16 protein-coding genes are annotated in these 23,944 nt (G+C 43.9%); 8 read left to right on the top strand and 8 right to left on the bottom strand.

Going from position 1 to position 23,944, the window contains the following annotated elements; translation table 11 throughout:
* Positions 1–2 precede the first annotated feature (2 nt).
* The 5 genes from BM232_RS01855 to BM232_RS01835 form a co-directional block, all read right to left on the bottom strand.
* A complete protein-coding gene (locus BM232_RS01855) occupies positions 3–3,131 on the bottom strand; it encodes an efflux RND transporter permease subunit (RefSeq protein WP_091711496.1) in 3,129 nt (1,042 codons plus the stop codon).
* Positions 3,131–4,297 (bottom strand): efflux RND transporter periplasmic adaptor subunit, encoded by a 1,167-nt coding sequence (locus BM232_RS01850; protein WP_091711495.1) that lies wholly within the window; start codon positions 4,295–4,297, stop codon positions 3,131–3,133. Before BM232_RS01850 ends, BM232_RS01855 begins: the two co-directional genes overlap by 1 nt.
* The gene (locus BM232_RS01845; RefSeq protein WP_245752792.1) at positions 4,294–5,661 is read right to left on the bottom strand and encodes a TolC family protein; all 1,368 of its coding nucleotides are present in this window, start codon (positions 5,659–5,661) and stop codon (positions 4,294–4,296) included. Before BM232_RS01845 ends, BM232_RS01850 begins: the two co-directional genes overlap by 4 nt.
* A gap of 64 nt (positions 5,662–5,725) precedes the next feature.
* Positions 5,726–6,925: a multidrug effflux MFS transporter gene (locus BM232_RS01840; protein WP_091711494.1), complete on the bottom strand. Its 1,200-nt coding sequence runs from the start codon at positions 6,923–6,925 to the stop codon at positions 5,726–5,728.
* A complete protein-coding gene (locus tag BM232_RS01835) occupies positions 6,922–7,437 on the bottom strand; it encodes a MarR family winged helix-turn-helix transcriptional regulator (protein WP_091711493.1) in 516 nt (171 codons plus the stop codon). Before BM232_RS01835 ends, BM232_RS01840 begins: the two co-directional genes overlap by 4 nt.
* A gap of 363 nt (positions 7,438–7,800) precedes the next feature.
* Between BM232_RS01835 and BM232_RS01830 the strand changes: the two genes are divergently transcribed.
* The gene (locus BM232_RS01830; RefSeq protein ID WP_091711492.1) at positions 7,801–10,122 is read left to right on the top strand and encodes an FdhF/YdeP family oxidoreductase; all 2,322 of its coding nucleotides are present in this window, start codon (positions 7,801–7,803) and stop codon (positions 10,120–10,122) included.
* Between the two features lie 78 nt (positions 10,123–10,200).
* On the opposite strand, the gene fabG is transcribed toward BM232_RS01830, so the two are convergent.
* Entirely contained in the window at positions 10,201–10,980 is a 780-nt protein-coding gene (gene fabG / locus BM232_RS01825) for a 3-oxoacyl-ACP reductase FabG (protein ID WP_091711491.1), read from the bottom strand.
* Positions 10,981–11,124: 144 nt separating this feature from the next.
* On the opposite strand from fabG, the gene BM232_RS01820 reads away from it, so the two are divergent.
* Positions 11,125–13,443 carry an aminotransferase class III-fold pyridoxal phosphate-dependent enzyme gene (locus BM232_RS01820; protein WP_091711490.1) on the top strand — a complete coding sequence of 773 codons (2,319 nt, stop codon included), beginning with the start codon at positions 11,125–11,127 and terminating at the stop codon, positions 13,441–13,443.
* A 25-nt stretch (positions 13,444–13,468) separates the two neighbouring features.
* Here BM232_RS01820 and BM232_RS01815 read toward each other — a convergent pair whose 3' ends face one another.
* A complete protein-coding gene (locus BM232_RS01815; RefSeq protein WP_091711489.1) occupies positions 13,469–14,236 on the bottom strand; it encodes a DeoR/GlpR family DNA-binding transcription regulator in 768 nt (255 codons plus the stop codon).
* A gap of 177 nt (positions 14,237–14,413) precedes the next feature.
* Here BM232_RS01815 and BM232_RS01810 point away from each other — a divergent pair, with 177 nt between their 5' ends.
* From BM232_RS01810 to BM232_RS01790, 5 genes are all read left to right on the top strand, one after another.
* Positions 14,414–15,994, top strand: a complete 1,581-nt coding sequence (locus tag BM232_RS01810) for a peptide chain release factor 3 (protein WP_091711488.1) — start codon at positions 14,414–14,416, stop codon at positions 15,992–15,994.
* A 79-nt stretch (positions 15,995–16,073) separates the two neighbouring features.
* On the top strand, positions 16,074–16,586 hold the full coding sequence (locus BM232_RS01805; protein ID WP_091711487.1) for a sigma-70 family RNA polymerase sigma factor: 513 nt from the start codon (positions 16,074–16,076) through the stop codon (positions 16,584–16,586).
* A 3-nt stretch (positions 16,587–16,589) separates the two neighbouring features.
* Entirely contained in the window at positions 16,590–17,558 is a 969-nt protein-coding gene (locus BM232_RS01800; RefSeq protein WP_091711486.1) for a FecR domain-containing protein, read from the top strand.
* Between the two features lie 75 nt (positions 17,559–17,633).
* Positions 17,634–20,117: a TonB-dependent siderophore receptor gene (locus BM232_RS01795; protein WP_091711485.1), complete on the top strand. Its 2,484-nt coding sequence runs from the start codon at positions 17,634–17,636 to the stop codon at positions 20,115–20,117.
* Between the two features lie 112 nt (positions 20,118–20,229).
* Positions 20,230–20,682 carry a CBS domain-containing protein gene (locus BM232_RS01790; protein WP_091711484.1) on the top strand — a complete coding sequence of 151 codons (453 nt, stop codon included), beginning with the start codon at positions 20,230–20,232 and terminating at the stop codon, positions 20,680–20,682.
* Here the strand turns inward: BM232_RS01790 and BM232_RS01785 are convergent.
* The gene (locus BM232_RS01785) at positions 20,679–20,972 is read right to left on the bottom strand and encodes a DUF3579 domain-containing protein (protein WP_091711483.1); all 294 of its coding nucleotides are present in this window, start codon (positions 20,970–20,972) and stop codon (positions 20,679–20,681) included. The two genes, BM232_RS01790 and BM232_RS01785, sit on opposite strands and share 4 nt — an antisense overlap.
* A gap of 162 nt (positions 20,973–21,134) precedes the next feature.
* Here BM232_RS01785 and ileS point away from each other — a divergent pair, with 162 nt between their 5' ends.
* Positions 21,135–23,939 carry an isoleucine--tRNA ligase gene (gene ileS / locus BM232_RS01780; RefSeq protein ID WP_091711482.1) on the top strand — a complete coding sequence of 935 codons (2,805 nt, stop codon included), beginning with the start codon at positions 21,135–21,137 and terminating at the stop codon, positions 23,937–23,939.
* Positions 23,940–23,944 lie beyond the last annotated feature (5 nt).

The raw sequence follows: 23,944 nt of genomic DNA, 5'->3' as shown, positions 1-23,944 counted from the left end.
GGTTAATTTACCTCAGCAGTATGTATGACTGATTTTCGTTTAAATAAGGCTAAAACATCATTCTGAATCAGTAATAGGCTTGGAATTAAAATCAGGGTGATGATAGTAGCAAACATAATGCCGTAGCCCAGAGAAACGGCTGCCGGAATTAAAAATTGTGCCTGCCGGGATGTTTCACTTAATAACGGCATAAGACCGGCAAATGTGGTGACAGAGGTCAGTAGTACCGGGCGCAGACGACTTCGGCAGGCGATGCTGATCGCTTGTTTAATATCATCATATTCATGACGAATATCGTTGAAGCGTGAGACCAGCAGCAGACTGTCGTTAACCACGACACCACTTAAAGCGATGATGCCATTTAACGATAAGATGCCTAAGGTCAGATCATTGACCCAGTGACCGAGTATAGCGCCGACAATGCCAAAAGGAATGGCGGTCATAATCAATACCGGCTGAATATATGAACGCAGTGGAATCGCCAACAGCATATAAATGACTAATAAAGCGATCAAGGAGACATGCACCATCGAAGACTCGGTTTCAGCTTGTTCTTCCGCTTCGCCTGCAAAGTGGATGTCCAGCCCTGGATATTTTCTTAATAAATTCGGCACAATATCCGACTGTAAATCAGACACCAGTTCAGTAGTGGGTAAGATATCTTTGTTCACATCGGCAGAAATATATACCGCCCGTTTTTTATCAATTCGGGTTATTGAATCACGGGTAAAACCGAAGCTGATATTTGCTACGCTGGATAACGGTACCACATCGCCATTTGGTGTTCTGACGCGTGAGTTGAGTACGTTGGCAGCGTTTTGACGTTCGTCTTCCGGATAACGTACTTTTACTTCAATCTCATCACTATTACGTTGATAGCGTTGTACGACTTGTCCGCTGAAGCCCTGTAAGATTTGTACAGCCAAATCGTTTGTGGTCATCCCCAATGCCCGGCCTTGCGGGTTCAGTGATAAATGTAATTGTGGCTGACCCGGTTCAAGGTTATCGTCAATACCACTGATAGCGGGGATCGTCTTCAAGATGTTTTTAATATCGTTACCCGCCAATGTAAGAATCTGATCATCATTAGCGCGTAATTCAATACGGAGATCATCCACTGAGCCATGTCGCGATCTGACACTGACAGTTTTCGCACCTTCAGGTAGGCCGACTAACTTGCGCCAGTGACGGGTGAACGTTGTAATGTCATAGGGTGCGCTAGGCTTCAGTTCGACTGTGACCGTACCTGCCTGATCACTGGATGACAAAATTTGCAGATTAGCAATATCGTCGTTACCACCTAATTCTTTGTCTGTCTGATAAGCCAGTTTCTCCATCAAAGCCAGATCAGTATGCGTCAGCCCATAGCTCACATCATTTTGCATTGTGAGCTGAGCTCGGACGGTATCGCCTGGAATAGAAGGGAAAAAGCTAAGTCTGACCATACCAGTCATCGGCATAGACATCACAAAAATAAACAAAGCAATAAACAACACAGTGACCGCATAACGTTGGTTTAATGCGTAATTAATCACTGGGCGGTAGCATGATTGGTTGAACCATTGCAGGCCACTATCCATTGTGTGTTGGATGGTATGCCAGATTTTTAATAATCCATGTTTACTGATCTGACGGCGTGTGTTCAGATGAGCAAGATGTGCGGGTAGAATTAATTTTGATTCGATAATCGATAAAATCAGGCAGATAGACACGACAGCAGCAAATTGTGAATACAGTTTGCCTAAGCCACCTTCGAGTTGTGATAAGGCATAAAATGCGGCAACTGTGGTGAAGACACCAAACAAGGTCGGAATCGCAACGATCATTGTCCCTTTGATGGTATTTTCAATAGTGTCGCCTTCTTTCGACCTGACGTCGTAAACCGATTCACCCACCACGACTGCATCATCCACCACAATACCTAATGCCAATAGAAAGCCAAAGGTGGTGAACTGATTGAGTGACAAGTCCATAAAGCTGCCACCCATAAAATATAAGGTGCCGAAGAAGATAAACGGTAGTCCCATGGCCACCCAGAAAGCGACAGTCAGGTTCAGGAATAAAGCCAGGAGAATGAAGACCATAACAATGCCGGTAAAAGCATTCTTAACCAGTAATTCCAGGCGTTGTTTAATCGATTCGCTACGGTCATACCAGGCTTCGAGCTTGACGTTATCAGGCAGCTTGCCATCTTGTTGCCATTCCTCAGCTACTTTTTTAGCAGCATTAACCGTATTGGTGATGTCATCCTGACCTGTGGTGATAACTTGTAATGCAATACTGTCATGGCCTTGAAAGCGGGATAACACCGACGTGCTGTCATCATAGGTATCATTAATTTTGGCGACTTCCCCCAGCATTAATTGATTACCGTTAGCAAGTGTGAGCAATGGAATGGCGGCAAAGTCCTGTTTCAGGTAAGCCTGCTCAGATGCTTTTAGTTGTAAGTAAACCGTTTTATTGCGTAATACCGCTGTCATGGTATTAGATGAACTGGCGTTAATCGCTTTTTCCACATCAGATAAAGACAGGCCGTAGGACTGAAGTTTGCCGTCATCAACTTCAATCGCCATCATCGGATCCAGCCAACCAGAAATATTGACTGAGCTGATATTGGGGTTGGCGATCAAATCAGTTTTTAAATTGTAAGCAAGTTGTTGCAGGCTGTGTCTGTCGGTATCGCCATACAACTGTAACCACAGTGAGTGTTCTTCACGCTGTGCTTTTTCAATAACCGGTTTTTTGGCATCAGCTGGAAAGGTGGATATCGCATCGACTTTGGTTTTGACATCACGTAACAAAGTGTCTAAATCATAATCACTCTGCTTTTCAACGTTCACCGTCACGCCAGTGCCTGTTGAGGTGCTGGTAATACGTTTAATACCAATCACGTCTTCCAGCTGTTCCTCTATTTTTATCGCCAGCCCTTCTTCAGACTGTTTGGCAGAGCCACTGTCATACGATACGGAGATGGTTAAAGAGTTCGGATCCTGGCTGGGGAAGGCTTCTTTACGTAATTGGCCTGACTCCAGTACACCCAGCACGATGACCAGAATCATTAATAAGTTAGCAGCCACCGGATTGGCGGCAAACCAGCCTATAATCCCACTTGAGAATGATTTTTTTACCATTACAGCGATACCTCAACCGGCTTAACAGCCATGCCTTCAAGATAGCTATTTAACGGACTAACCAGGATCATAACCGGCGCATCATTTAATGATTCCGGAGGTTGTATATAGATATAACCGGCGCTGGAAAATAATGGATTGGCACTGAATTTTTGCAAGGTGTTATCCGCTGAAACATACCAGACTTCACCACGTTGACTTAAGGCGCTGGTAGGTAATTTCCAGACGCCAGCAACATTTCTGCCTTTAATGTATGCACTGACAAAGGTGCCAGGAAATAATGCCGGTTCGAGGTCAAGTGGATTATCAACAGCAATGATTAAACTACGTTGGCGTGTTTCGTCATTCAGACTCTGTTCTACTCTTAAAATGCGGCCATTCCAGATGTGATGATCTTCGACACTTTCAACTTTAACAGGCCACTTTCCACTATTAAGTACTGCCATACTTGGTAAGTTATTCCACTCTTGTGCAGACAGCGCCACATTGATTTCAACACGATCAGTGCTATACAACGTTGCAACCTCTGTTCCTGTTTGCACATAGCTGCCAGGAGATACCGCACGGTTGATAACTAACGCATCAAAAGGAGCTTTGATAGCGGATTGTGACAGATCTTTTTCAGCGGCTTTTAAGCTGGCTTCAGCTTGTTTTACGGCTGCTTTAGCGGCAGCAAGCTGGGGTTTACGTAACACTAAATCTGAGTCAGGTTCGCCTTTTAGTCCTGATGATTGCCATTCACTGAGCGCCTGCAGACCGCGACGTTGTTCTTCAAGCAAACTGACTTTAGCTGAGCTTAATGCCTGACGAGCACTTTCAACAGCAGCCTGATAGTCACTATTTTCCAGCTTCGCCAGTATGGTGCCTTTTTGTAAACGGTTACCCGTTTCAAATTGTGCAGCGATGGAGTCAATCTGCCCGGCCACCTGCGCGGTTAAGGTGATATTAAAGTGTGGCTTGGCAGCACCGTAGGCTTTGACTTCAGAGGCATAGCTACCAGGGACGGCTTTAATGACAGATACATCTGGACTCGGTGCTTGCTCTTTTTTTGTGGGGATAGGGCGATTAGCCTGGACTTCGGACAGGTGTTTTACCACGCCGACAGTGATAAATAAAATACAGCAAGCAATGATGAATAAAATGATTTTTGGTAGGTGGCGTTTCATGATGCTGTTCCCAGGCCCAGTGCTAAGCCAAGATTAATGCGGTTAATTAAGCGTTGGTAAATCAGATTGTCCAGAGTGGCTTCCAGATTGTAGGTTTGTTGTTGAACAGTTAATAAATCCAGAATATCGACAAGACCAGTTCGATAACTTGTTTGATATTGTTTAAGACTGTTCTGAGCACTTTTTAAAGCCGCGGAAATATGCTGCTGACGGGTCATCAGATTCTGTTCCAGACTCAGGTATCGCTCCACTTCGTTAATCGCTGTTAATAAAGTTTCACGGTAGCTTTGGTAGCTATAAGCTTCGTTTAATTCAGCTTCTTTGGCTGCAGCGCGGAGTTCTCCGCCTTGATAAATGGGAGCCGTCAATTGCGCCAGTAATGACCACAGCGGCGAAGCCATTAAAGCCTGATGCGGTGAGGAGGCAGCATCTTTGAGTGCAGCGCCGAGATCTAAATTGGGTAGTAGCTGTTTATAAGCCACTTTGGTCCGTAACTGATTGGCTTCAATCGCGGTATAGGCAGCTTGTAAATCGGGCCGGCGTGCCAGAGTTTGTTCCGGTAAATCAGCTAACGCCAGTTCCACTGGCGGGTATTTATCAGGAGCGACTATATCCTCACTGTTGCTCAGGCCTAATAACTGTTTTAAGTCACGCTGTTGCTGACGGTAATCTTCTTGATTGGCAGCCAGATTCGCCCTCGATTGTGCGCTGGCACTACGGGCATTATCCAGATCTTCTAATGTGCCGATACCATTTCTGTAACGTTGCAGAATATAGCTTTCATTTTGCTCCAGCGTTTTTAAGCGCTGCTGTTCTATTTCAATCGCATGTGATGTGGCGGTCAGATTTAGCCAGGCTTTCATCACTTCAGCGGCTAAACTGTCTCGGGCCGCCTGATAAAGCAGAGCTTGTTCGGCCACATCTTTACTGGCCGCCTGACTATTGTTTTTTAACTTACCCCATAGGTCGGCCTGCCAGCTGATATCAATATTACTGGTAAAGTTATCCGAGGCATTTTCGCTACGCATGGCACTGGCACCCGCACTGACTTGTGGTTTGTGTGCTGCATCAGTCTGTTGTAATCGTGCCTGACGAATTTGTAATGTTAACCAGGTCTGCTGCAATGTGGGGTTATTGTCGATAGCGGTTTCCAGCAGCTGATTAAGTTGCTCTGAATCAATCAGACTATTAAGTGAAACAACAGGAATAGCATCAGCAGATTGTGACCAGGCTGGCAGGGCTTGTTGTTGCTCAATTTGTTGCTTGTAGTCAGGACTCGCAGGCATGGAAACGCATGCTGACAGCAACAATATAGCACTCAATAGTGTGAGTACTTTGCTTTGTCTGACACAAGCTAACTTCATGAATACCTCTATCATTGTTTACCTGCATAGCATAGATGGCTGACAGTTAACACGGGGTTAAAAATTACTGTTGAGTTTGAGGCTGTTGTTGGCCGTATTGCAGCACTGTCCTGAGGATAGGGCCTAATAAAGAGCAGGCAAACATGATGGCAACCATCGGCCACGGTGTACCATCACCGAGTAAACCAACCAGCGAACCGCTGAGCGCGCCAGCAGCAAAGCCAATAGAGCCCAACAACGCCGTTGCCGTCGCACTGTTATAAGGGAAAAATTCTACCGTGCTGGATGTGGCATTAGAGACAATCAAACCCATTGATGCAATAAATAAAATTAGTAAACTCACCACCAACCAGAGTTGAGGCTGAGCGACGATACTGACGTAGAGTAATAAAATCAAGCTTGTCAGAATTTGTGCGGCTTGCCCTGCGCCTAATAAAAATTGCGGTTTGTAATAGTGCAATAGACGAATATTTAAGCGGTTGGCCAGCATCATACCGATCACATTTAAACCAAACAAAAACGGATAGATCGTTTCGCTGATATCAAAATAGCCCATATAGACTGATGGGGAACCAGTGATAAAAGCAAACATGCCTGCAAGGGCAAAGCACTGAGAAAATATAAAACCCAGTGCACAACGATGAGACAGTACCATGCCATAGCGTTTGAACATGCTGGTGCGTTCGGTCGCTTTTTTACGGGTTTCAGGCAGTCGGAAAAACAACGCTATGCCGACAGCTAAACCGTAGACTAATAAAAAAACAAAAATCAGTCGCCAGCCACTGATATGCAGAATCAGCATGCCGATAAGTGGCGCTAATAAAGGGGCAAGCATCATGATGACAGCCATATTGGAAAGGTGTCTGGCACTGTCTTTGCCATGGCTTAAGTCACGAATCACAGCGGCTGCATTGACTACGGCAACGCCACCACCAATAGCTTGAACAACCCGAAATAGCCACACACTATGAATGTCCTGGCTGAAAATAACACCAAGTGTTCCTAAACAGAAAATCGTTAAACCACTTCCTGTTGCCGCTCGACGTCCAAAATGATCAGAAAATGGTCCACCAAAAATCTGACCTATGGCAAAACCTGCTAAATAGAGACTTAAGGAGATTTCAGTATCGTGAATGCTGGTGGCTAAATCGTTAGCCATCTGTGGAATGGCAGGCAGGTAAGCATCAATGGCAAGTGGAGTTAACGCCGTTAGTGCTGCCAGTAATAAGATAAGCGCCCTCGTTGGCGACGATGTTTGATTCATAGTTTCTCAGTGGTTTGTGAGTCAATAGAGGCAAGTGTCGACTTAAGTAAGTTCGCCAGTAAGGCTTTATCTTGGCTTTTTATAGAAGAAAGCAGTTTTTCAAGTAATACAAAGTGGGCCGGGTAGGCGGTGTTGATAAGCTTTTTACCGCTGCTGGTTAGGGAAACCAATACTTTGCGACGATCCTGCTGACAATGTTTGCGCTGGATGAGCATTTTCTGTTCTAGTCTATCCAGCCGACTTGTCATGGCACCAGAGGTTAAGAACATGCTTTGGTATAGTTCTGACGGTGTTAAATAACGTTGGTTTTCACGTTTTAATGTGGCGAGAACATCAAACTCCCCAGGCTTAAGATCAAAGCTTCGATGTAATTCGGCCAGTTGCTGTTCTATGGTTTTGGCTAAGCGTAAAATCCGGCCAACGACTTTGATCGCCTCGACATCGGTCTCTAAACCCACTTGTTTCCATTGCTGCATGATGACATCCAAATCATCCATATTTTGTGGTGACATGGCTTACCCGATTAGACAAATATTTATCTTAACATAAAGATAGTTAATATTAAGTTAATTTTATTTTACTGTTTTTAAAGGCAAATTTTTAATAGTTTGCAAAGGAAGTTTTTCCTGAAATTCAATGTAATATTGATGCGGGCTATAGAAGCAAATTATAATATTCACGATCGCAATGATCAGAAGGATGACAGAATTTAGCATTAACGATTAGATTCTGGTTCATCGTGCAGAACATGCCGTTCTGATCTCACTTACCTTATTCGGCTACAACGACGAGATGCCTATTAGAGCAAGCGTAATGCTTTGTTTTCATGGGCGGTTGTTAGCTGTTTTTATTATCTTGTCCGGAGAGATGTCCTAGTGAGTCACTACAAGCCCTACAATGGTCCAGCTGCTGGTTGGGGTGCACTTATCAGTGTTACTCGTAACTGGTTGGGTAGCAAAAATGCTATCTCCAACATCCGTGCGATGCTGAAAACAAATCAGGATCACGGTCTTGATTGCCCAGGTTGTGCCTGGGGAGAAACGCCTGAAAAAGGCATGATTAAATTTTGTGAAAACGGTGCAAAAGCGGTTAACTGGGAGGCTACAGGCCGTAAAGTGACCCCTGCATTTTTTGCTAAATACAGTAATACTGAGTTGTTAAAAGAAAGTGACTTTTGGCTTGAGTCACAAGGTCGTATTACGCATCCGATGCGCTATAACTCAGACACAGATCACTACGAAACCATTACCTGGCAAGAAGCATTTGATACAGTTGCCAAACATTTAAACCAACTGGACTCACCGCATCAGGCAGAGTTTTATACCTCAGGCCGTGCCAGTAACGAAGCGGCATTTCTGTATCAGCTTTTTGTACGTGCCTTTGGTACCAATAACTTTCCTGACTGTTCCAATATGTGCCATGAAGCCAGCGGTATTGGTATGTCAGAAACACTGGGTGTGGGTAAAGGTACCGTTACTTTTGAAGATTTTGCTGAAGCAGATGCAATTTTTGTTATCGGTCAGAATCCTGGCACCAACCATCCACGTATGTTGGAACCGCTGAGTGAAGCAGTAAAACGTGGTGCACATGTCGTGTGTTTCAACCCGTTAAAAGAACGTGGTCTGGAACGCTTTCAACATCCACAAAGCCCGCTTGAAATGCTGACGAATGAGTCTGAGCCTACCAATAGTGCTTATTTCAGACCTGCATTAGGCGGCGATATGGCGGCTATCCGTGGTATGGCGAAATTCTTATTGCAATGGGATCGCGAAGCGCAGCAAAAAGGTAAAGCTGCCATATTAGATCATGCCTTTATTAAAGAGCATACGCATGGCATGGATGACTATTTTGCAGAAATTGATAATACGCCTTGGGAACTGATTGAATCACAATCGGGTATGACTCTGCCTGAAATTGAAATGGCCGCTAAGATTTATTGCAAAGCTGAGCGCGTTATTATGTGCTGGGCAATGGGTGTCACGCAGCATGTGCATTCAGTACCGACAGTGCAGGAAATCGTTAACCTGCAATTATTACGTGGCAATATCGGTCGTCCTGGTGCGGGATTATCACCCGTACGTGGTCATAGTAATGTGCAGGGTGATCGTACGATGGGTATCGATGAGCAACCACCGGAATGGTTGCTGGATGCTATTGAAAAACGCTTTGACTTTAAAGTGCCACGTGATCATGGCCATACGACAGTTCATGCTATTGATGCGATGGAGAAAGGTCAGGCGAAAGTGTTCTTTGGACTCGGTGGTAACTTTGTTCAGGCAACACCGGATACCGAGCGCTCACACAATGCTATGCAAAACTGTGATCTGACCGTGCATATTTCAACCAAGTTAAACCGTAGTCATCTTGTTACGGGTAAAGAAGCGTTGATTCTGCCTTGTCTGGGGCGTACTGAAAAAGACTTTCAGAAATCAGGTTTGCAAGGTGTGACGGTTGAAGATACGTTCAGCATGGTACATATCTCTTATGGTCAGTTAAAACCGTTTTCACCTTTATTACGCTCTGAAGCGTCTATTATTGCTGGTATTGCCAAAGCTACATTAGGTAATAAACCGGTGGATTGGGAATGGCTGGTAGAAGATTATGATCGCATCCGTGACTTAATCGCTGATGTGATTCCAGGCTTTGAGGATTTCAGTAAGAAAATTCAACATCCGGGTGGTTTCTATTTAGGTAATGCTGCAGCGGATTATGAATGGAATACCTCAACAGGCAAGGCTAACTTTATTGCCAATCCATTACCAAAAACCTTACTGCAGGATCAGGTCACCATGAAAGGGCAAACGCCAGATCTGATATTACAAACCATGCGTTCACATGATCAATACAATACAACGATCTACAGCATGAATGACCGTTATCGTGGCGTTTATGGCATGCGTGATGTGGTCTTAGCTAACGAAGCGGATATTAAACGTCTTGGTCTGGAACACGGACAGAAAGTGGACATGATTACCGTCTGGGAAGATGGTAAACAAAGAAAAGTGTCTAACTTTACCTTGCTGAGTTATGACATCCCACAAGGTCAGGCAGCGGCATATTACCCAGAAACGAATCCTTTAGTCCCACTGGAAAGTTATGGGGATAAAACGTTCACACCGACCTCTAAGTTCATTGCGATAAAAATGGTAGCAAGTGCAAGTAATGCCGACGAAGTAGCTATTGCATCGGTAGCTTAAATTAAATAAGGTATGTTCAATAAAAAAGGCACTGATTCATCAGTGCCTTTTTTGTATCTGCAGCAGGAAATTCAGTGGCTAGATTTCATCTACGGCTTCCATACACTCAGGTAAGGTCTGACCACCATCAACTACAATTTGCTGTCCAGTGATATAAGCAGCTTCATCGGCTGCAAAGAATAAGGCAGCATTAGCAATATCTTCCACAGCGCCCAGACGTTTTAACGGAATCGCTGCAGCCATACTATTCAGATATTCCTCACCTAAATCGGCCAAACCTTCGGTGTAAATATTGCCCGGCATCACGGCGTTAATTGTTGTGTTGTAGCGTGCTAGTTCCATTGCCGCTGTTTTCATAAAGCCTAACTGTCCTGCTTTAGTCGCACCGTAGTGAGACCAGCCAGGATAACCTGTGATTGGGCCTGTGATAGATGAGGTTACAACCACACGACCTTTACCTTGCTTGTCGAACTGTGGAATACAGGCTTTGACACATAGGAAGGTACTTTTCAGATTGGCTGACATGATGTCATCCCAATCTTCAGGAGTTAAGTCGACAATTTTCTTTTGTGGAAAGGTACCAGCATTTGCACACAGAATATCGACGCTGCCAAAGCTGTCTTCGGTATAGGCGACTAATGCCTGAACTTGCTCCCAGTTTGAGACGTCACATAAATAATAATCAGCCGTGCCACCGTTGGCAGTAATTTCTTCAACAGTCTGTTTCGCAGCTTCTTCGCCACGAGCAGCGATCATCACTTTAGCGCCTTGTTTTGCAAATACACTGGCAATGCCTTTACCAATCCCTTTTGAGCCACCAGTGACAATGACAGATTTATTCTTTATAGATGTAAGCATATGCAATTCTCCAGATATGTATTAAATGATGTTGTGACTGTATTTTTAACATAAATCTTGCACTTTGCAACAAAAATATTGCAAGTCAGTAAAAATGGATATATAAATGTGGCTAATCCATACAGTTTTTAGAGGTTTGTTTTTATGGCTGGTTTATATAATTCCTTGTTTGTTCAAGGCTTAACGCGCGGTGTGAAAGGTTTACTTCCTCAGTGGGGTGTTTCGGAAGATGCCACAATTTCATTATTGACTGTGTCAGAAAATGCCACATTTTTAATCAAAGATAAGCAGCGTGATAACCAGTTTATTATTCGAGTCCACCGACCGGATTATCATTCTAAAAATGAGATTTTGTCTGAGCTGATGTGGATACAGTCATTACGTCAGCAGCAAGTACTGAACACACCAGAGCCGCTCGCTATGCAAGATGGTTCTCTGGTAGCCGAGTTTGACGATGATGGTACAGCTCGATATGTGGTGGCATTTGAGTTTCTTCCTGGTGAGCAGCCGAGTGAAGATGAGTCGCTGGTGGAAGGCTTTGAGTTACTGGGTGCGACATCAGCAAAGCTGCATTTGCACGCCAAAGAATGGACATTACCCGAGACATTTGAGCGTAAAAAATGGAATTTTGATAGTGCTTTTGGCCATCAGTCTTTATGGGGTGATTGGCGTGAGGCTTTGGGGCTGGATGAGCAGGGTAAAAACCTACTGGAAAGGCTGTGTGAAGTACTCGATGCTAAATTGGCGGAATATGGTGAAGGCACGGATCATTTTGGTCTGGTGCATGCTGATTTGCGTTTAGCCAACTTATTGGCAGATGGACATGAGCTCGGTGTTATCGATTTTGATGACTGTGGCTTTAGCTGGTTTATGTACGATTTTGCTTCAGCCGTTTCATTTCTTGAATTATCGCCGTTATTACCAGAATTAGAACGCGCCTGGGTACGTGGTTATAAAAGCGTGGCACCGTTATCAGCAGAAGATGAAGCGATGATTTCGACATTTGTCATGTTTCGTCGCTTGCTTTTAACCGCCTGGGTTGCCAGTCATCCTGAAACGGAAACGGCAGCAGAAGCGGGCTTTGACAAATATACTGCCGGTACTATTGAGTTAGCTCAGCGCTACTTGGATGAACATGAAGAACAAGAAAAATTACCATTGAATGAAAAACGCATTCTCGATATGAATGCGTTTGAAGCGAAATCTGGCAAATATGAGAAAAATGTGGAAAGACGCTTAGATAACCTGGGCGCCGCCTCTGTTTTGTTTTATCAGAGTCCGATTGAAATGGTCTCTGCTCAGGGCGCCTGGATGGTGGCTACTGATGGTAAACGTTATCTTGATTTTTATAATAATGTGGCTTGTCTTGGGCACTGTCACCCAAGAGTTGTCGCTGCTGTATCCAAGCAAATTGCGACATTAAACGTACATACACGATATCTGGTTTCTGTCGTCGATGATTATCTGGAATCATTAAAAGCAACATTGCCAGAGTCTGTATCTAATGTGGTGATGACCTGTTCGGGCAGTGAAGCTAATGATTTGGCTATGCGTCTGGCAGAACATGCATCTGGCGGCACTGGTTTTATTGTCACAGAAGATGCGTATCACGGTAATACCAGTTTAGTGACAACAGTGTCACCATCGATCTTAAAGCAGGGCAGTTTGCCTGATAATGTGGTCGCTATTCCGGCACCGTCTTCCTCTGTTTACGGTGAAGATATTGGTGGAGGCTTTGCTGCGAAAGTCACTGAGGCTATTGAAACACTTGAACAGCGTGGCATCAAAGTAGCTGCATTATTAGTGGATACGATTTTCTCATCGGATGGTATTTTTTCAGAACCACGAGGTTTTCTAAAACAAGCAGTTCAAGTAGTACGTAACGCTGGTGGTGTGTTCATTGCTGATGAAGTTCAACCTGGATTTGCCCGAATGGGGGATACATTCTGGGGCTTTGATTTTCATGGATTGACGCCGGATATTGTGACAATGGGAAAACCGATGGGAAATGGTTTCCCTATGGCTGCTGTCGCAACACGTCCAGATTATCTGGAATCCTTTTGTGCTGATGTGGGCTATTTTAATACCTTTGGTGGTAACCCTGTTGCTGCGGCAGCTGGTCAGGCGGTCCTCGATACAATTCAACAGGACAATCTGCAGGAAAATGCACGCAAGATGGGGGCTTATCTCAAGCAGCAACTTCAGTTTATGGCAAAGCAGTCATCTTTCATTGCAGATGTACGTGGTCAGGGCTTATTTCTGGGGATTGATATTGGTGAAAGAGATAATAAACATATCCCCGATCCAGGCAAAACCCGACAAATTATCAATGGTTTAAAACATGCGGGTGTGTTGATTGGTGCAGCAGGAAAATATGGAGCGACCTTGAAGCTGCGTCCTGTGTTGACATTGACACGTTATGAAGCTGATTTCTTTTTAGATGCTTTATCTAAACATGTCTAAAAGATATTCATCATTGAGGTGGTGTTCAGACTGCCGCCTCAATGATGTTTACTTTATCAGCCATTAAGGCTCTTTTTAATGGTCCGCTGGGTTGACGATCAGTCACTAAGTGATCAATCTCATTCCATCTGGCATAGCGGGCTGTTGCCATGCGATCAAATTTACTGTGATCAGCAACCACCATATTATTAGCACTTTGGCGAATCATTTGTTTATACACATCTGCGGCATCGGTGAGTGCATCTGCTGGCCCTGTAGGTGCCAGACTGCTGGCGCCGAGAATAGCCCAGTCAGCTGTGTAATCTGATAAAAACTGACAGGTCTGAGAGCCATGTGTAGCGCCTTCTTCACCATGATAAAGACCAGGCGCCATGATGACCTTGATAGTCGGATTGAATGATAGAACCGTGGCCACACCAAAAGCATGCGTAATGACGGTAATGTTATTCATTTCATAGGCGATACGTTTAGCAACTTCAACCGTGGTGACCCCTGAACCTATCATCAGTACTTTAGCTCCTTTCAATGTCGGAGCGGCTTTTTTGGCAATGGCTGCACGCTCAGCCAGATTAGCTTTATGACGTTCATTGAGGACAGGTTCAGCTGCCTGTCTTAGCAAGGCGCCACCATAAGTACGACTAATCAGGTTTTGTTCTGCTAATTCTTCTAAATCTCGACGAATAGTTTCAGTGGTAACTTGCAGTGTTTTTGCTAATTCACTTACCCGCATAGAAGGGTTGATAGTCAGTTCGTCAATGATCGCTTTGTGTCGTGCTACTTTTTTCCGTGACATAGTTACAGCCTTATGAAGAAGCTAAAAGTTACCACAAAATCTCGTCTCGCTAATATGTCTGTTGTGTTAATCGCATTAGGATTTGTCTTGTTTGATTGTTTCCCCATGCGTTTTCAGCGAAAATAGGCGACTTTTCTGAACCTTCAGAATATTAGTATTCATAAGAGCACTACATTCATGTCATCTAGCCCAGTTCAACAAGCAGCATCAAAGCGCCGCACTTTTGCGATTATTTCGCATCCGGATGCCGGTAAAACGACATTAACTGAAAAGCTGCTCTATTTCGGTGGTGCGATTCAGATGGCGGGGAGTGTTAAATCCCGGAAAACCGATCGTCACGCTACATCAGACTGGATGGAAATGGAGAAAGAACGGGGCATATCAGTAACGTCTTCTGTAATGCAGTTTCCATATCGTGATCGTATCGTTAATCTTCTGGATACTCCGGGTCATGCTGACTTCTCGGAAGATACCTACCGGACATTAACCGCTGTTGACTCGGCCTTGATGGTGATTGACAGTGCAAAAGGTGTTGAAGAACGTACCATCAAATTAATGGAAGTCTGTCGTCTGCGTGACACGCCGATTCTGACCTTCGTTAATAAACTTGATCGGGAAGGTCGTGAACCGATTGAACTACTTGATGAAGTCGAAACGATTCTGAACATCCAATGTGCGCCGATTACCTGGCCAATCGGGATGGGTAAAGGCTTCAAAGGTATTTTCCATTTATTAAATGACAGTGTGCATTTGTTTGAGCCGCACAGCAAAGAAGCCGGAGAAATCATTGAGGGCTTGGATAATCCCAGATTGGATGAGCTGTTTGGCAGTATGGCCGAAGACTTACGCGAAGAAATTGAATTAGTGCGTGGTGCTAGCCATGAATTTGTTTTGGATGAATTTCTGGCAGGACGTCTAACCCCAGTCTTTTTCGGTTCAGCAATGAATAACTTTGGTATTACCGAGTTGATGGATTCTTTCGTCGAATATGCACCACCACCACAGCCACGTGAAACAAAAACACGTGAAGTGGATGCGACCGAAGAAGCGTTCAGCGGTTTTGTATTTAAGATTCAGGCCAATATGGATCCGAAACATCGTGACCGTATTGCCTTTTTACGAGTGTGTTCTGGCAAATACACAAAAGGTATGAAGCTGCATCAGTCACGAATTGGCAAGGATGTCACTATTGCCAATGCGGTGACCTTTATGGCAGCTGAGCGTGAGCAGGCTGAAGAAGCTTATCCTGGCGATATTTTAGGGTTGCATAATCACGGCACCATTCAGATTGGCGACACCTTTACCCAAGGCGAAGTGCTTCAGTTCACCGGTATTCCTTATTTCGCGCCTGAGTTATTCCGTCGGGTCAGATTAAAAGATCCTCTTAAGAATAAAGCACTATTAAAAGGCTTACAGCAGCTGAGTGAAGAGGGTGCAACTCAGTTATTCCGTCCGCTGGATAATAATGATCTTATCTTGGGTGCGGTAGGTGTGCTTCAGTTCGACGTGGTAGTTCACCGTTTGAAAGGTGAATATAACGTGGAATGTGCGTATGAAGCTGTTCAGGTATATACCGCTCGCTGGGTGTACTGTGATGATGAACGCAAACTGGAAGAGTTTAAAAAGAAAGCATCACAAAATCTGGCACTGGATGGCGCAGGCAATCTGACTTATATCGCCCCAACACGAGTAAATCTTGATCTGACGATGGAACGCTGGCCTGATATCGACTTCCGGGCAACTCGCGAACATCTCTGATAGCTGAATAGTTATTGCCTGATTAAGGTTGAGTATTATATGATAATGATTCTTATTTACTTAACTCGTCAGGCAATCTATGTCCGTTTATCAGGAGTCAGAGCAACAAACCATCGCTAGTCTTTATCGGCAACACCATAGTTGGTTATTTCGCTGGCTAAGAGGCAAAGTGGGGTCAACGGAATCTGCTGCTGATATTTCCCATGATATTTTTGTGACCTTATTGGCGCGTGAGGAACAGCTATTGTTAGAAGAGCCGCGTGCATTTCTGACCACGCTGGCCAAGCGTAATGTCGCTAACCATTGGCGACGTCAATATGTTGAAAGAGCCTATTTAGAGGCTATTGCTGAGATACCTGAAGATTTACACCCCTCTGAAGAAGAGCAGGCTATTATTATTGAGTCGATAGTGGCGATTAATCAGCGATTACAAGGTTTGCCGCAGGATGTGAAACGTGCATTTCTTTATGCTCAACTGGACGGAATGAAACAACAGGAAATTGCTGAGAAATTGTCTGTTTCGGTGTCTACAGTTAAACGCTATCTAAGTCGTGCTGCTGCCCAATGTTATTTTGCCATCAGCGTGAACTAAACAATGTCTGAAGCCATTCAAATAGAACAAAAAATCGCATTAGAGGCTATTGAATGGTATCTGAGCTTAAGTGAACGTGATGATGACCATGTGCTCAGGCAGCAATGGCAGAAATGGCTTGAGGCCGATGCCCGTCATCAGCTGGCCTGGTCAAGAATCGAGCAGGTTAATAATGAGCTGAGTTCTCTAAGCTCACCACTTACACGAGCGGTAACTCACCAATCTTTTGATAAAGCGGCTAAAAGTCGCCGTCATTTTTTGCAATCATTGGCAGGTATCGCGATTGTCAGCGGTGGCTCATGGGCGTTATTAAAGAATGATGCGCTTCTTTCCCCATTAATGGCTGATTACCATACGGGCACTGCTGAGACCCGGCAGGTAACTCTGGCTGATGGTACGCATGTATATATGAATGCCAATACAGCATTTTCAGTACAGTATTCAGAGCAGCAGCGTTACCTTACTTTGCTGGCAGGTGATGTTGTTATCACAACAGGAAAAGATAGCAGACCCTTTTTATTACACACTCCCTGGGCTGACTTACAACCATTGGGCACCCGTTTTTATGTAAGACAGCGTGACAATGCGGCTTTAGTCGCTGTTTATGAGGGGGCTGTGAATGTTCTTATACAGAATAAAATTTCACCGCTGCTGATTAAAGCAGGTCATCAGGTCAGTTTTACTGATGATCCGTTGGGCTCCATTATGCCTGCCAGAGATGAGGCCTTGGCATGGCAACAACATATATTAGTGGCTGATAATTTACCTTTGGCTGATGTACTGACTGAGCTGGAAAATTATCATCATGGCTGGTTACGTTGTGACCCTTCAATAGCCGATCGGCGGGTTTCTGGTACTTACCCTCTAAACAAGATAGATCAGGTCTTAAAAGCCTTAGCTGCAACACTTCAGCTTGAGTTAGTGTATAGAACACGTTATTGGATAACGTTGAAACCACAGCAAACAAGTTAAATTTTTTGGTCTGTTTTTCATTCTCACGTGACACAACAAATAGACACTATTTGTTAATGGAAAGTGAGGAATCTCATGTTCAATAAACCTGCATTATTAAGCGCAGTAACGCTGACCACAGCTTTGCTCGCTGCGGCTGGCTTAACTGTATTATCTACCACATCTGCACTGGCAGCGGAGCAAGTATCAGCGCAGAGTAATGAAAAAAGAACCTTTAATGTTGCCGCAGGTGATTTGGCGACGGCTCTGAATCAGTTCGGACGGCAAGCTGGTATTTTATTAAGTTTTTCACCAGAACTCGCTGCACCTTATAAAACCTCAGGACTGAAAGGGGATTATAAAATTAGTGAAGGCCTGCAAATATTGTTGCGAGGCACACCTCTATCTGTGGTTCAGCAATCAGACACAAGTTATCGACTGACTCAAAGTAGTGATAAATCAGCCGATTTACCGGTAGTCACTGTCACCGGACAACATACCAGCTTGTCAGCGTATGACCCTATCGATAGTTATCATGCTGAGAGAGGCACAAGCGCAACAAAAACCAATGCGTCTATTTTTGATACGCCTCAGTCTATCTCGGTGGTGACACAGCAGCAGCTCATTAATCGTGGTGTAAAAACAGTCACACAGGCTTTGCAATACACGCCAAGTTTAAGTGTGCCTTACGGTTACGATACGCGTTATGACTGGTTCAGCTTGCGAGGCTTTGATGCTAAAAACCAAGTGTATCGTGATGGTCTCTTGATACCAACCAGTACTTATGGTCTGCCTAGAGCAGATAGTTATGCATTAGAACGTGTAGAAGTGATTCGTGGCCCGAGCTCCGTCACTTATGGACAGGCGCAACCGGGTGGTTTGGTCAACCTAGTCAGCAAACGCCCTACAGAAGAAACTTTGCATGAGCTACGTCTATCAGCCGGCAGTGATGATTTCTTTGAGTTGGCAGGGGATTTTAGTGGCAAAGTCGATGATGAAGGCAAGCTTCTTTATCGCCTAACCTTTGTCGGAAACGATGGTAATTCCGAAGTTGATTACAACGATTCAAGACGGAAGATGGTGGCTCCGTCATTAACCTGGAATATCAGTGACGACACCCAATTAACAGTACTGGCTCTAGAGCAGCATGATAAGCAAACTTATAGCTTTAATAGTCATTTTTCACCAACATTATTGAAGACATTTAGTGCTTTTAAAGGTGGGGCGAAGGTATACGACCGAGAATTTGGATTTTTTGATGGTGAGGAAGATTTTAATAACTTTGATCGTGATTATCGATCTGTTGGATATGAGTTTTCCCATGCATTTAATGACACATGGTCATTCAGACAAAATACACGTTATGATCACGTCAATCTTGATTTTAAAGCATTAGGGATCAGTCGAAATATATTAGCGAGCGACTTAACGAAAGGGATACAAGGAAGAGAAGCATCCAGAAGGAAAGAAGATTTAAACGCATTTGCTGTAGATAATCAGCTGTTAGCTCATTTTGATAGTGGAAAGCTAACTCATGATGTGCTTATTGGTCTTGATTGGCGGTATTCTGATTCAACAGAAAAGAATTTCAGTGGAACAGCCTCAGCTATTAATTATTTAAATCCTGTGTATGGTTCAGCCGTTGGTAATTTGTCTCTTAGCAATAAGAAGGATGTCTACTCACGTCAAACCGGACTTTATATTCAGGATCAACTGGCTTATGAAAATTGGCGCTTGCTTATTGGTGGGCGTTATGACTGGGTCAAAAATGATGTTGATGTAGATTTCTCAAATAACACAGCTAATGATGCAGATAAATCAGCGGAAGACTTTTCAGGTCGCGTTGGTCTGCTTTATAAATTCGATAATGGCCTATCACCTTATATCAGTTATAGCGAATCATTTAACTTAGTAACCAGTACTGATGTGGAAGGCAATTTATTTGATCCAGAAAAAGCCAAACAATATGAAGTTGGTGTTAAATATGAACCCAAAAATATTGATGGTTTTATTAGTTTAGCGGCTTTTGATTTAATCAAAGATGATTATGTGATAACTGAATATGATCTTTCTGGTACCAATAATATTTCTCGTCAGGTCGGTGAAGTGAATTCTACCGGTATAGAGATTGAAGTTGGTTTGGAGTTAACAGAGCAACTTAAGCTCTCAGCAGCTTATAGCTATGTAGATGCGCGTATTACTAAAAGCCCTAATAGCTGGGAAAAAGATAGCCTGATACCTAATCAACCACGCCAAACAGCGAGTGTATGGCCGGATTACACACAAACAAGCGGTGTACTGAAAGGCTTGGGAATGGGCGCTGGCTTACGTTATATAGGAGAAAGCACTTATATTGGTAGAGACAATTTGAGTCCAATAAGTGGTAATCAGAGCGTCGATATTGAAACCGGCGGTTACACATTAACTGATGCCAGTCTCCGTTATGACTTTGATGATGTAAGACTGGCGCTAAATGTCAGTAACTTATTTGATCGTGAATACACAACCACGTGTACGGATCTGGTGTGTTACTTCGGTGATGGTCGTCGAGTCATTGCTTCAGCTACTTACAACTGGTAGTTCCACAAAGGGTTGCATGAATTATCATGCAATCCTTTTTTCTTATTTGTTGCCAAACACTTACTGACTCAAGCAGAATAGGCCTCAGCACTCAGAGAAGAGGGGCAGGACCATGAAAGTCAGATCGATTACCAAAAATAAAGGTAAACCTGTCATTGGCTTATCGCCAACAGATAGTCTGGATAAAGCGGTTGCTATGTTGATGGAACACCGGATAGGTTCATTAATCATTACTGAACCTAATGGTGCGATGATTGGAATATTATCAGAACGGGATATTCTGAAAATTCTGGATACCGATCCAGAACAGTGGCATCAGAGGTTGGTCAGTGATGCCATGACCCCCAATCCGCATACCTGTGAACCAGATAACACGCTCGAAGAAGTGATGAATAAAATGGTGGAATATAATATCCGTCACTTACCTGTTGTCTATAAAGGCAAGCTGGAAGGTATGTTATCTATTACCGATATCGTGGAAGAGCTGCTGAAAAAAGCCAAGTTTGAGAATAAGCTGCTAAAAAATTATATTCAGAACTGGCCTGATGCTGAGCAGGAAACTTAGTGTTGCTCTGAGTCGAAATTATCGGTGTGGTCGATTTGTAGCTTGTTGTCTTTGGCAAAATCGACCAGAAAGTCGAAAAGCATTTCGTCTCTTTGTTCTAAGTCTGCATCAATCACCACGCATTTGACGCCATCTAATGTCGCCATTCTGACACTTGGGTGAAAAATGATGCGACGGCCAGGGCCATAAGAAGCTACCGCTCCGCATAAGCGCTCAGCCCAGTCACTGGGACGAAACTTTCCACCCTCTAAAGTTAGTCCGCGGATGATCACCTTTTTTGATATGGACATAAAGCGTCAGCTCAATTGTGATGGGTTAAAATCGGCATTCTACTGCAAATAATCCTGTTTGCATAAGCACAGAGTGTAAATAAAAGTGCTTTCAATGATTTAGGTCGGCAATAAAAATCCGTATAATCACCGCTTTTAGTTTTCCTACTCTACGAGAATCTTGTGGCTGACTACAAACAAACGTTAAATTTACCTGCAACAGCATTTCCGATGAAAGCCGGTTTACCTAATCGTGAACCTCAAACGCTGCAACATTGGCAAGACATTAATCTCTACGAAAAAATTCGTGAACAGGCCAAAGGTAGACCACAATTTATTTTGCATGATGGTCCTCCTTATGCAAATGGTGATATCCATATTGGTCATGCCGTTAACAAGATTTTAAAAGATATTATTATCAAGTCTAAAACCTTGAGTGGGTTTGATGCGCCATATGTTCCCGGCTGGGATTGTCATGGTTTGCCTATCGAACTGAATGTCGAGAAGAAAGTGGGTAAACCTGGTGTAAAAGTCACTGCCAAAGAGTTTCGTCAGGCCTGTCGTGATTATGCTGCGAAACAAGTGGATGGTCAACGCGAAGACTTTAAACGTTTAGGTGTTTTGGGTGAGTGGGATAATCCCTATTTGACGATGGATTTCAGCTTTGAAGCTGACATCATCCGTACCTTAGGACAAATCACTAAGCAAGGCCACCTGCATAAAGGTGTGAAACCTGTGCACTGGTGTGTGGACTGCGGTTCTGCTTTAGCAGAGGCGGAAGTTGAATACGAAGATAAAACCTCGCCAGCAATTGATGTGCGTTTTAATGTTGTTGACCAAAATGCTTTTGAAAAAGCCGTGGGTCAGTCAGGTAACGGTGTTGTAAGTTTACCTATCTGGACAACCACGCCTTGGACATTACCTGCTAATCAAGCTGTTTCGGTGAATCCTGAATTCACTTATGTTTTGTTACAAGCAGATAACGAGCAACTGGTTTTAGCCGAATCATTGTATGAAGCGGCGCTTCAACGTTATGACATTGAAGCCGAAGTAGTGGCGCGCTTTAAAGGCGAAAAACTGGAAGGTTTACTGCTCCAGCATCCATTTTACGACCGACAAGTACCCGTTATTTTAGGTGACCATGTCACTGCTGATGCTGGTACAGGGGCTGTTCATACTGCTCCAGGTCATGGTCAAGACGACTTTGTTGTTGGTCTGAAATATGACTTAAAAGTCGATAATCCGGTTGGTGGTAATGGGGTGTTTTTACCGGATACGCCGATTTTTGCTGGCAAATCTGTATTTAAAGCGAATCCGGATGTTATCGCGCTTTTGAAAGAAAAAGGCGCACTGTTGGCGCATATCGATATCCAACATAGCTATCCGCACTGCTGGCGTCATAAGAGCCCGATCATTTTCCGTGCAACGCCACAATGGTTCGTTAGCATGGACCAGAATGGTCTGCGAAGTGCCGCGATGAAAGCCATTGCCGATACAGACTGGATGCCTGCCTGGGGACAAAAGCGTATCGAAAATATGGTGGAAGGACGTCCTGATTGGTGTATTTCACGTCAGCGTACCTGGGGTGTGCCGATTCCGTTATTTGTTCATCAACAAACAGGTGAATTACATCCTGATACTGAACAGTTGATGGAAACTGTTGCTCAGAAAGTAGAGCAAGAAGGTATTGATGCCTGGTTTGATTTAGAGCCTGAGTCTTTATTAGGTGAGCAAGCGGCTGAATATGAAAAGGTTACAGATACCTTGGATGTCTGGTTTGACTCAGGTGTGTCGCATGCCTGTGTTTTAGCACGCCGTGACTATCTGAATCGTCCTGCTGACTTATATCTGGAAGGGAGCGACCAACATCGTGGCTGGTTCCAGTCATCCTTGCTGACTTCGGTGGCGACAACAGGTAAAGCACCTTATAAAGCAGCATTGACTCATGGCTTTACTGTTGATGCCAATGGTAAAAAAATGTCTAAGTCGTTGGGCAACACTGTTTCTCCACAGAAAGTGATGAACAATCTGGGGGCAGACATTATTCGTCTGTGGGTAGCCTCAGCTGATTACAGTGGTGAGATGACCGTTTCTGATGAAATTCTGAAACGTACTGCTGACTCTTATCGCCGTATTCGTAATACCGCTCGCTATCTTTTATCGAATCTTGATGATTTTGATCCGGCTAATGACATGGTTGCAGTTAACGATTTATTACCTTTAGACCGTTGGGCCTTAGATCGTGCTTATCACTTACAGCAAGATATTCTGGCGGCTTATGAAAGTTACCAGTTCCATGTGATTTATCAGAAATTACATAATTTCTGTGCCAATGAAATGGGTAGTTTGTATCTGGATATCACTAAAGATCGCCAATACACCATGCAGACAGATAGCTTGGGCAGACGCTCATCACAAACAGCCATGTACCATATTCTGGAAGCGATGGTACGTTGGATGGCGCCTATTCTAAGTTTTACTGCTGATGAATTATGGGGATATTTACCGGGTGAGCGTAATGAATCTGTATTACTTAATCTCTGGAGTGATGAGTTAGCACCATTAACTCAAAACACCGACTTTGATTTGGCTTTCTGGAACCAAGTGTTTAGTGTCAGAGAGGTGGTTGCTAAGGAACTCGAAAATCAACGTAATGCAGGGAAGATTAAAGGTGGTTTGACCGCTGAAATCAGCTTATTTGTTGATGATAGTTTATTGGCTTTATTAAGCAAACTTGAGGATGAATTAAAGTTTGTATTGATTACTTCTAAAGTCACTCTCCACAGCCTGAATGATGAAGCAGCTAAACAAGCTGTTTCGACCAGTATGCCTGAGGTGTTAGTCAGTATCAAAGCTGCTGAATATGAGCGTTGTGATCGCTGCTGGCACCAAGTTAGCTCTGTCGGACAAAATCCCGAACACCCTGAGTTATGTAGTCGTTGTGTTGACAATATCGAAGGAGATGGCGAGCTAAGACGGTTCGCTTAAATAAA

Source organism: Methylophaga sulfidovorans (assembly GCF_900114205.1).
GTDB classification, from domain to species: domain Bacteria; phylum Pseudomonadota; class Gammaproteobacteria; order Nitrosococcales; family Methylophagaceae; genus Methylophaga; species Methylophaga sulfidovorans.
This window is presented reverse-complemented; position numbering and strand designations above follow the sequence as displayed.

What these genes read in the sequence shown, in the direction of transcription:
- BM232_RS01855 (WP_091711496.1), bottom strand. Translation starts at nt 3,131, where the DNA reads ATGGTAAAAAAATCATTCTCAAGTGGGATTATAGGCTGGTTTGCCGCC.
- BM232_RS01850 (WP_091711495.1), bottom strand. Translation starts at nt 4,297, where the DNA reads ATGAAACGCCACCTACCAAAAATCATTTTATTCATCATTGCTTGCTGT.
- BM232_RS01845 (WP_245752792.1), bottom strand. Translation starts at nt 5,661, where the DNA reads ATGAAGTTAGCTTGTGTCAGACAAAGCAAAGTACTCACACTATTGAGT.
- BM232_RS01840 (WP_091711494.1), bottom strand. Translation starts at nt 6,925, where the DNA reads ATGAATCAAACATCGTCGCCAACGAGGGCGCTTATCTTATTACTGGCA.
- BM232_RS01835 (WP_091711493.1), bottom strand. Translation starts at nt 7,437, where the DNA reads ATGTCACCACAAAATATGGATGATTTGGATGTCATCATGCAGCAATGG.
- fabG (WP_091711491.1), bottom strand. Translation starts at nt 10,980, where the DNA reads ATGCTTACATCTATAAAGAATAAATCTGTCATTGTCACTGGTGGCTCA.
- BM232_RS01820 (WP_091711490.1), top strand. Translation starts at nt 11,125, where the DNA reads ATGGCTGGTTTATATAATTCCTTGTTTGTTCAAGGCTTAACGCGCGGT.
- BM232_RS01815 (WP_091711489.1), bottom strand. Translation starts at nt 14,236, where the DNA reads ATGTCACGGAAAAAAGTAGCACGACACAAAGCGATCATTGACGAACTG.
- BM232_RS01810 (WP_091711488.1), top strand. Translation starts at nt 14,414, where the DNA reads ATGTCATCTAGCCCAGTTCAACAAGCAGCATCAAAGCGCCGCACTTTT.
- BM232_RS01805 (WP_091711487.1), top strand. Translation starts at nt 16,074, where the DNA reads ATGTCCGTTTATCAGGAGTCAGAGCAACAAACCATCGCTAGTCTTTAT.
- BM232_RS01800 (WP_091711486.1), top strand. Translation starts at nt 16,590, where the DNA reads ATGTCTGAAGCCATTCAAATAGAACAAAAAATCGCATTAGAGGCTATT.
- BM232_RS01795 (WP_091711485.1), top strand. Translation starts at nt 17,634, where the DNA reads ATGTTCAATAAACCTGCATTATTAAGCGCAGTAACGCTGACCACAGCT.
- BM232_RS01790 (WP_091711484.1), top strand. Translation starts at nt 20,230, where the DNA reads ATGAAAGTCAGATCGATTACCAAAAATAAAGGTAAACCTGTCATTGGC.
- BM232_RS01785 (WP_091711483.1), bottom strand. Translation starts at nt 20,972, where the DNA reads ATGTCCATATCAAAAAAGGTGATCATCCGCGGACTAACTTTAGAGGGT.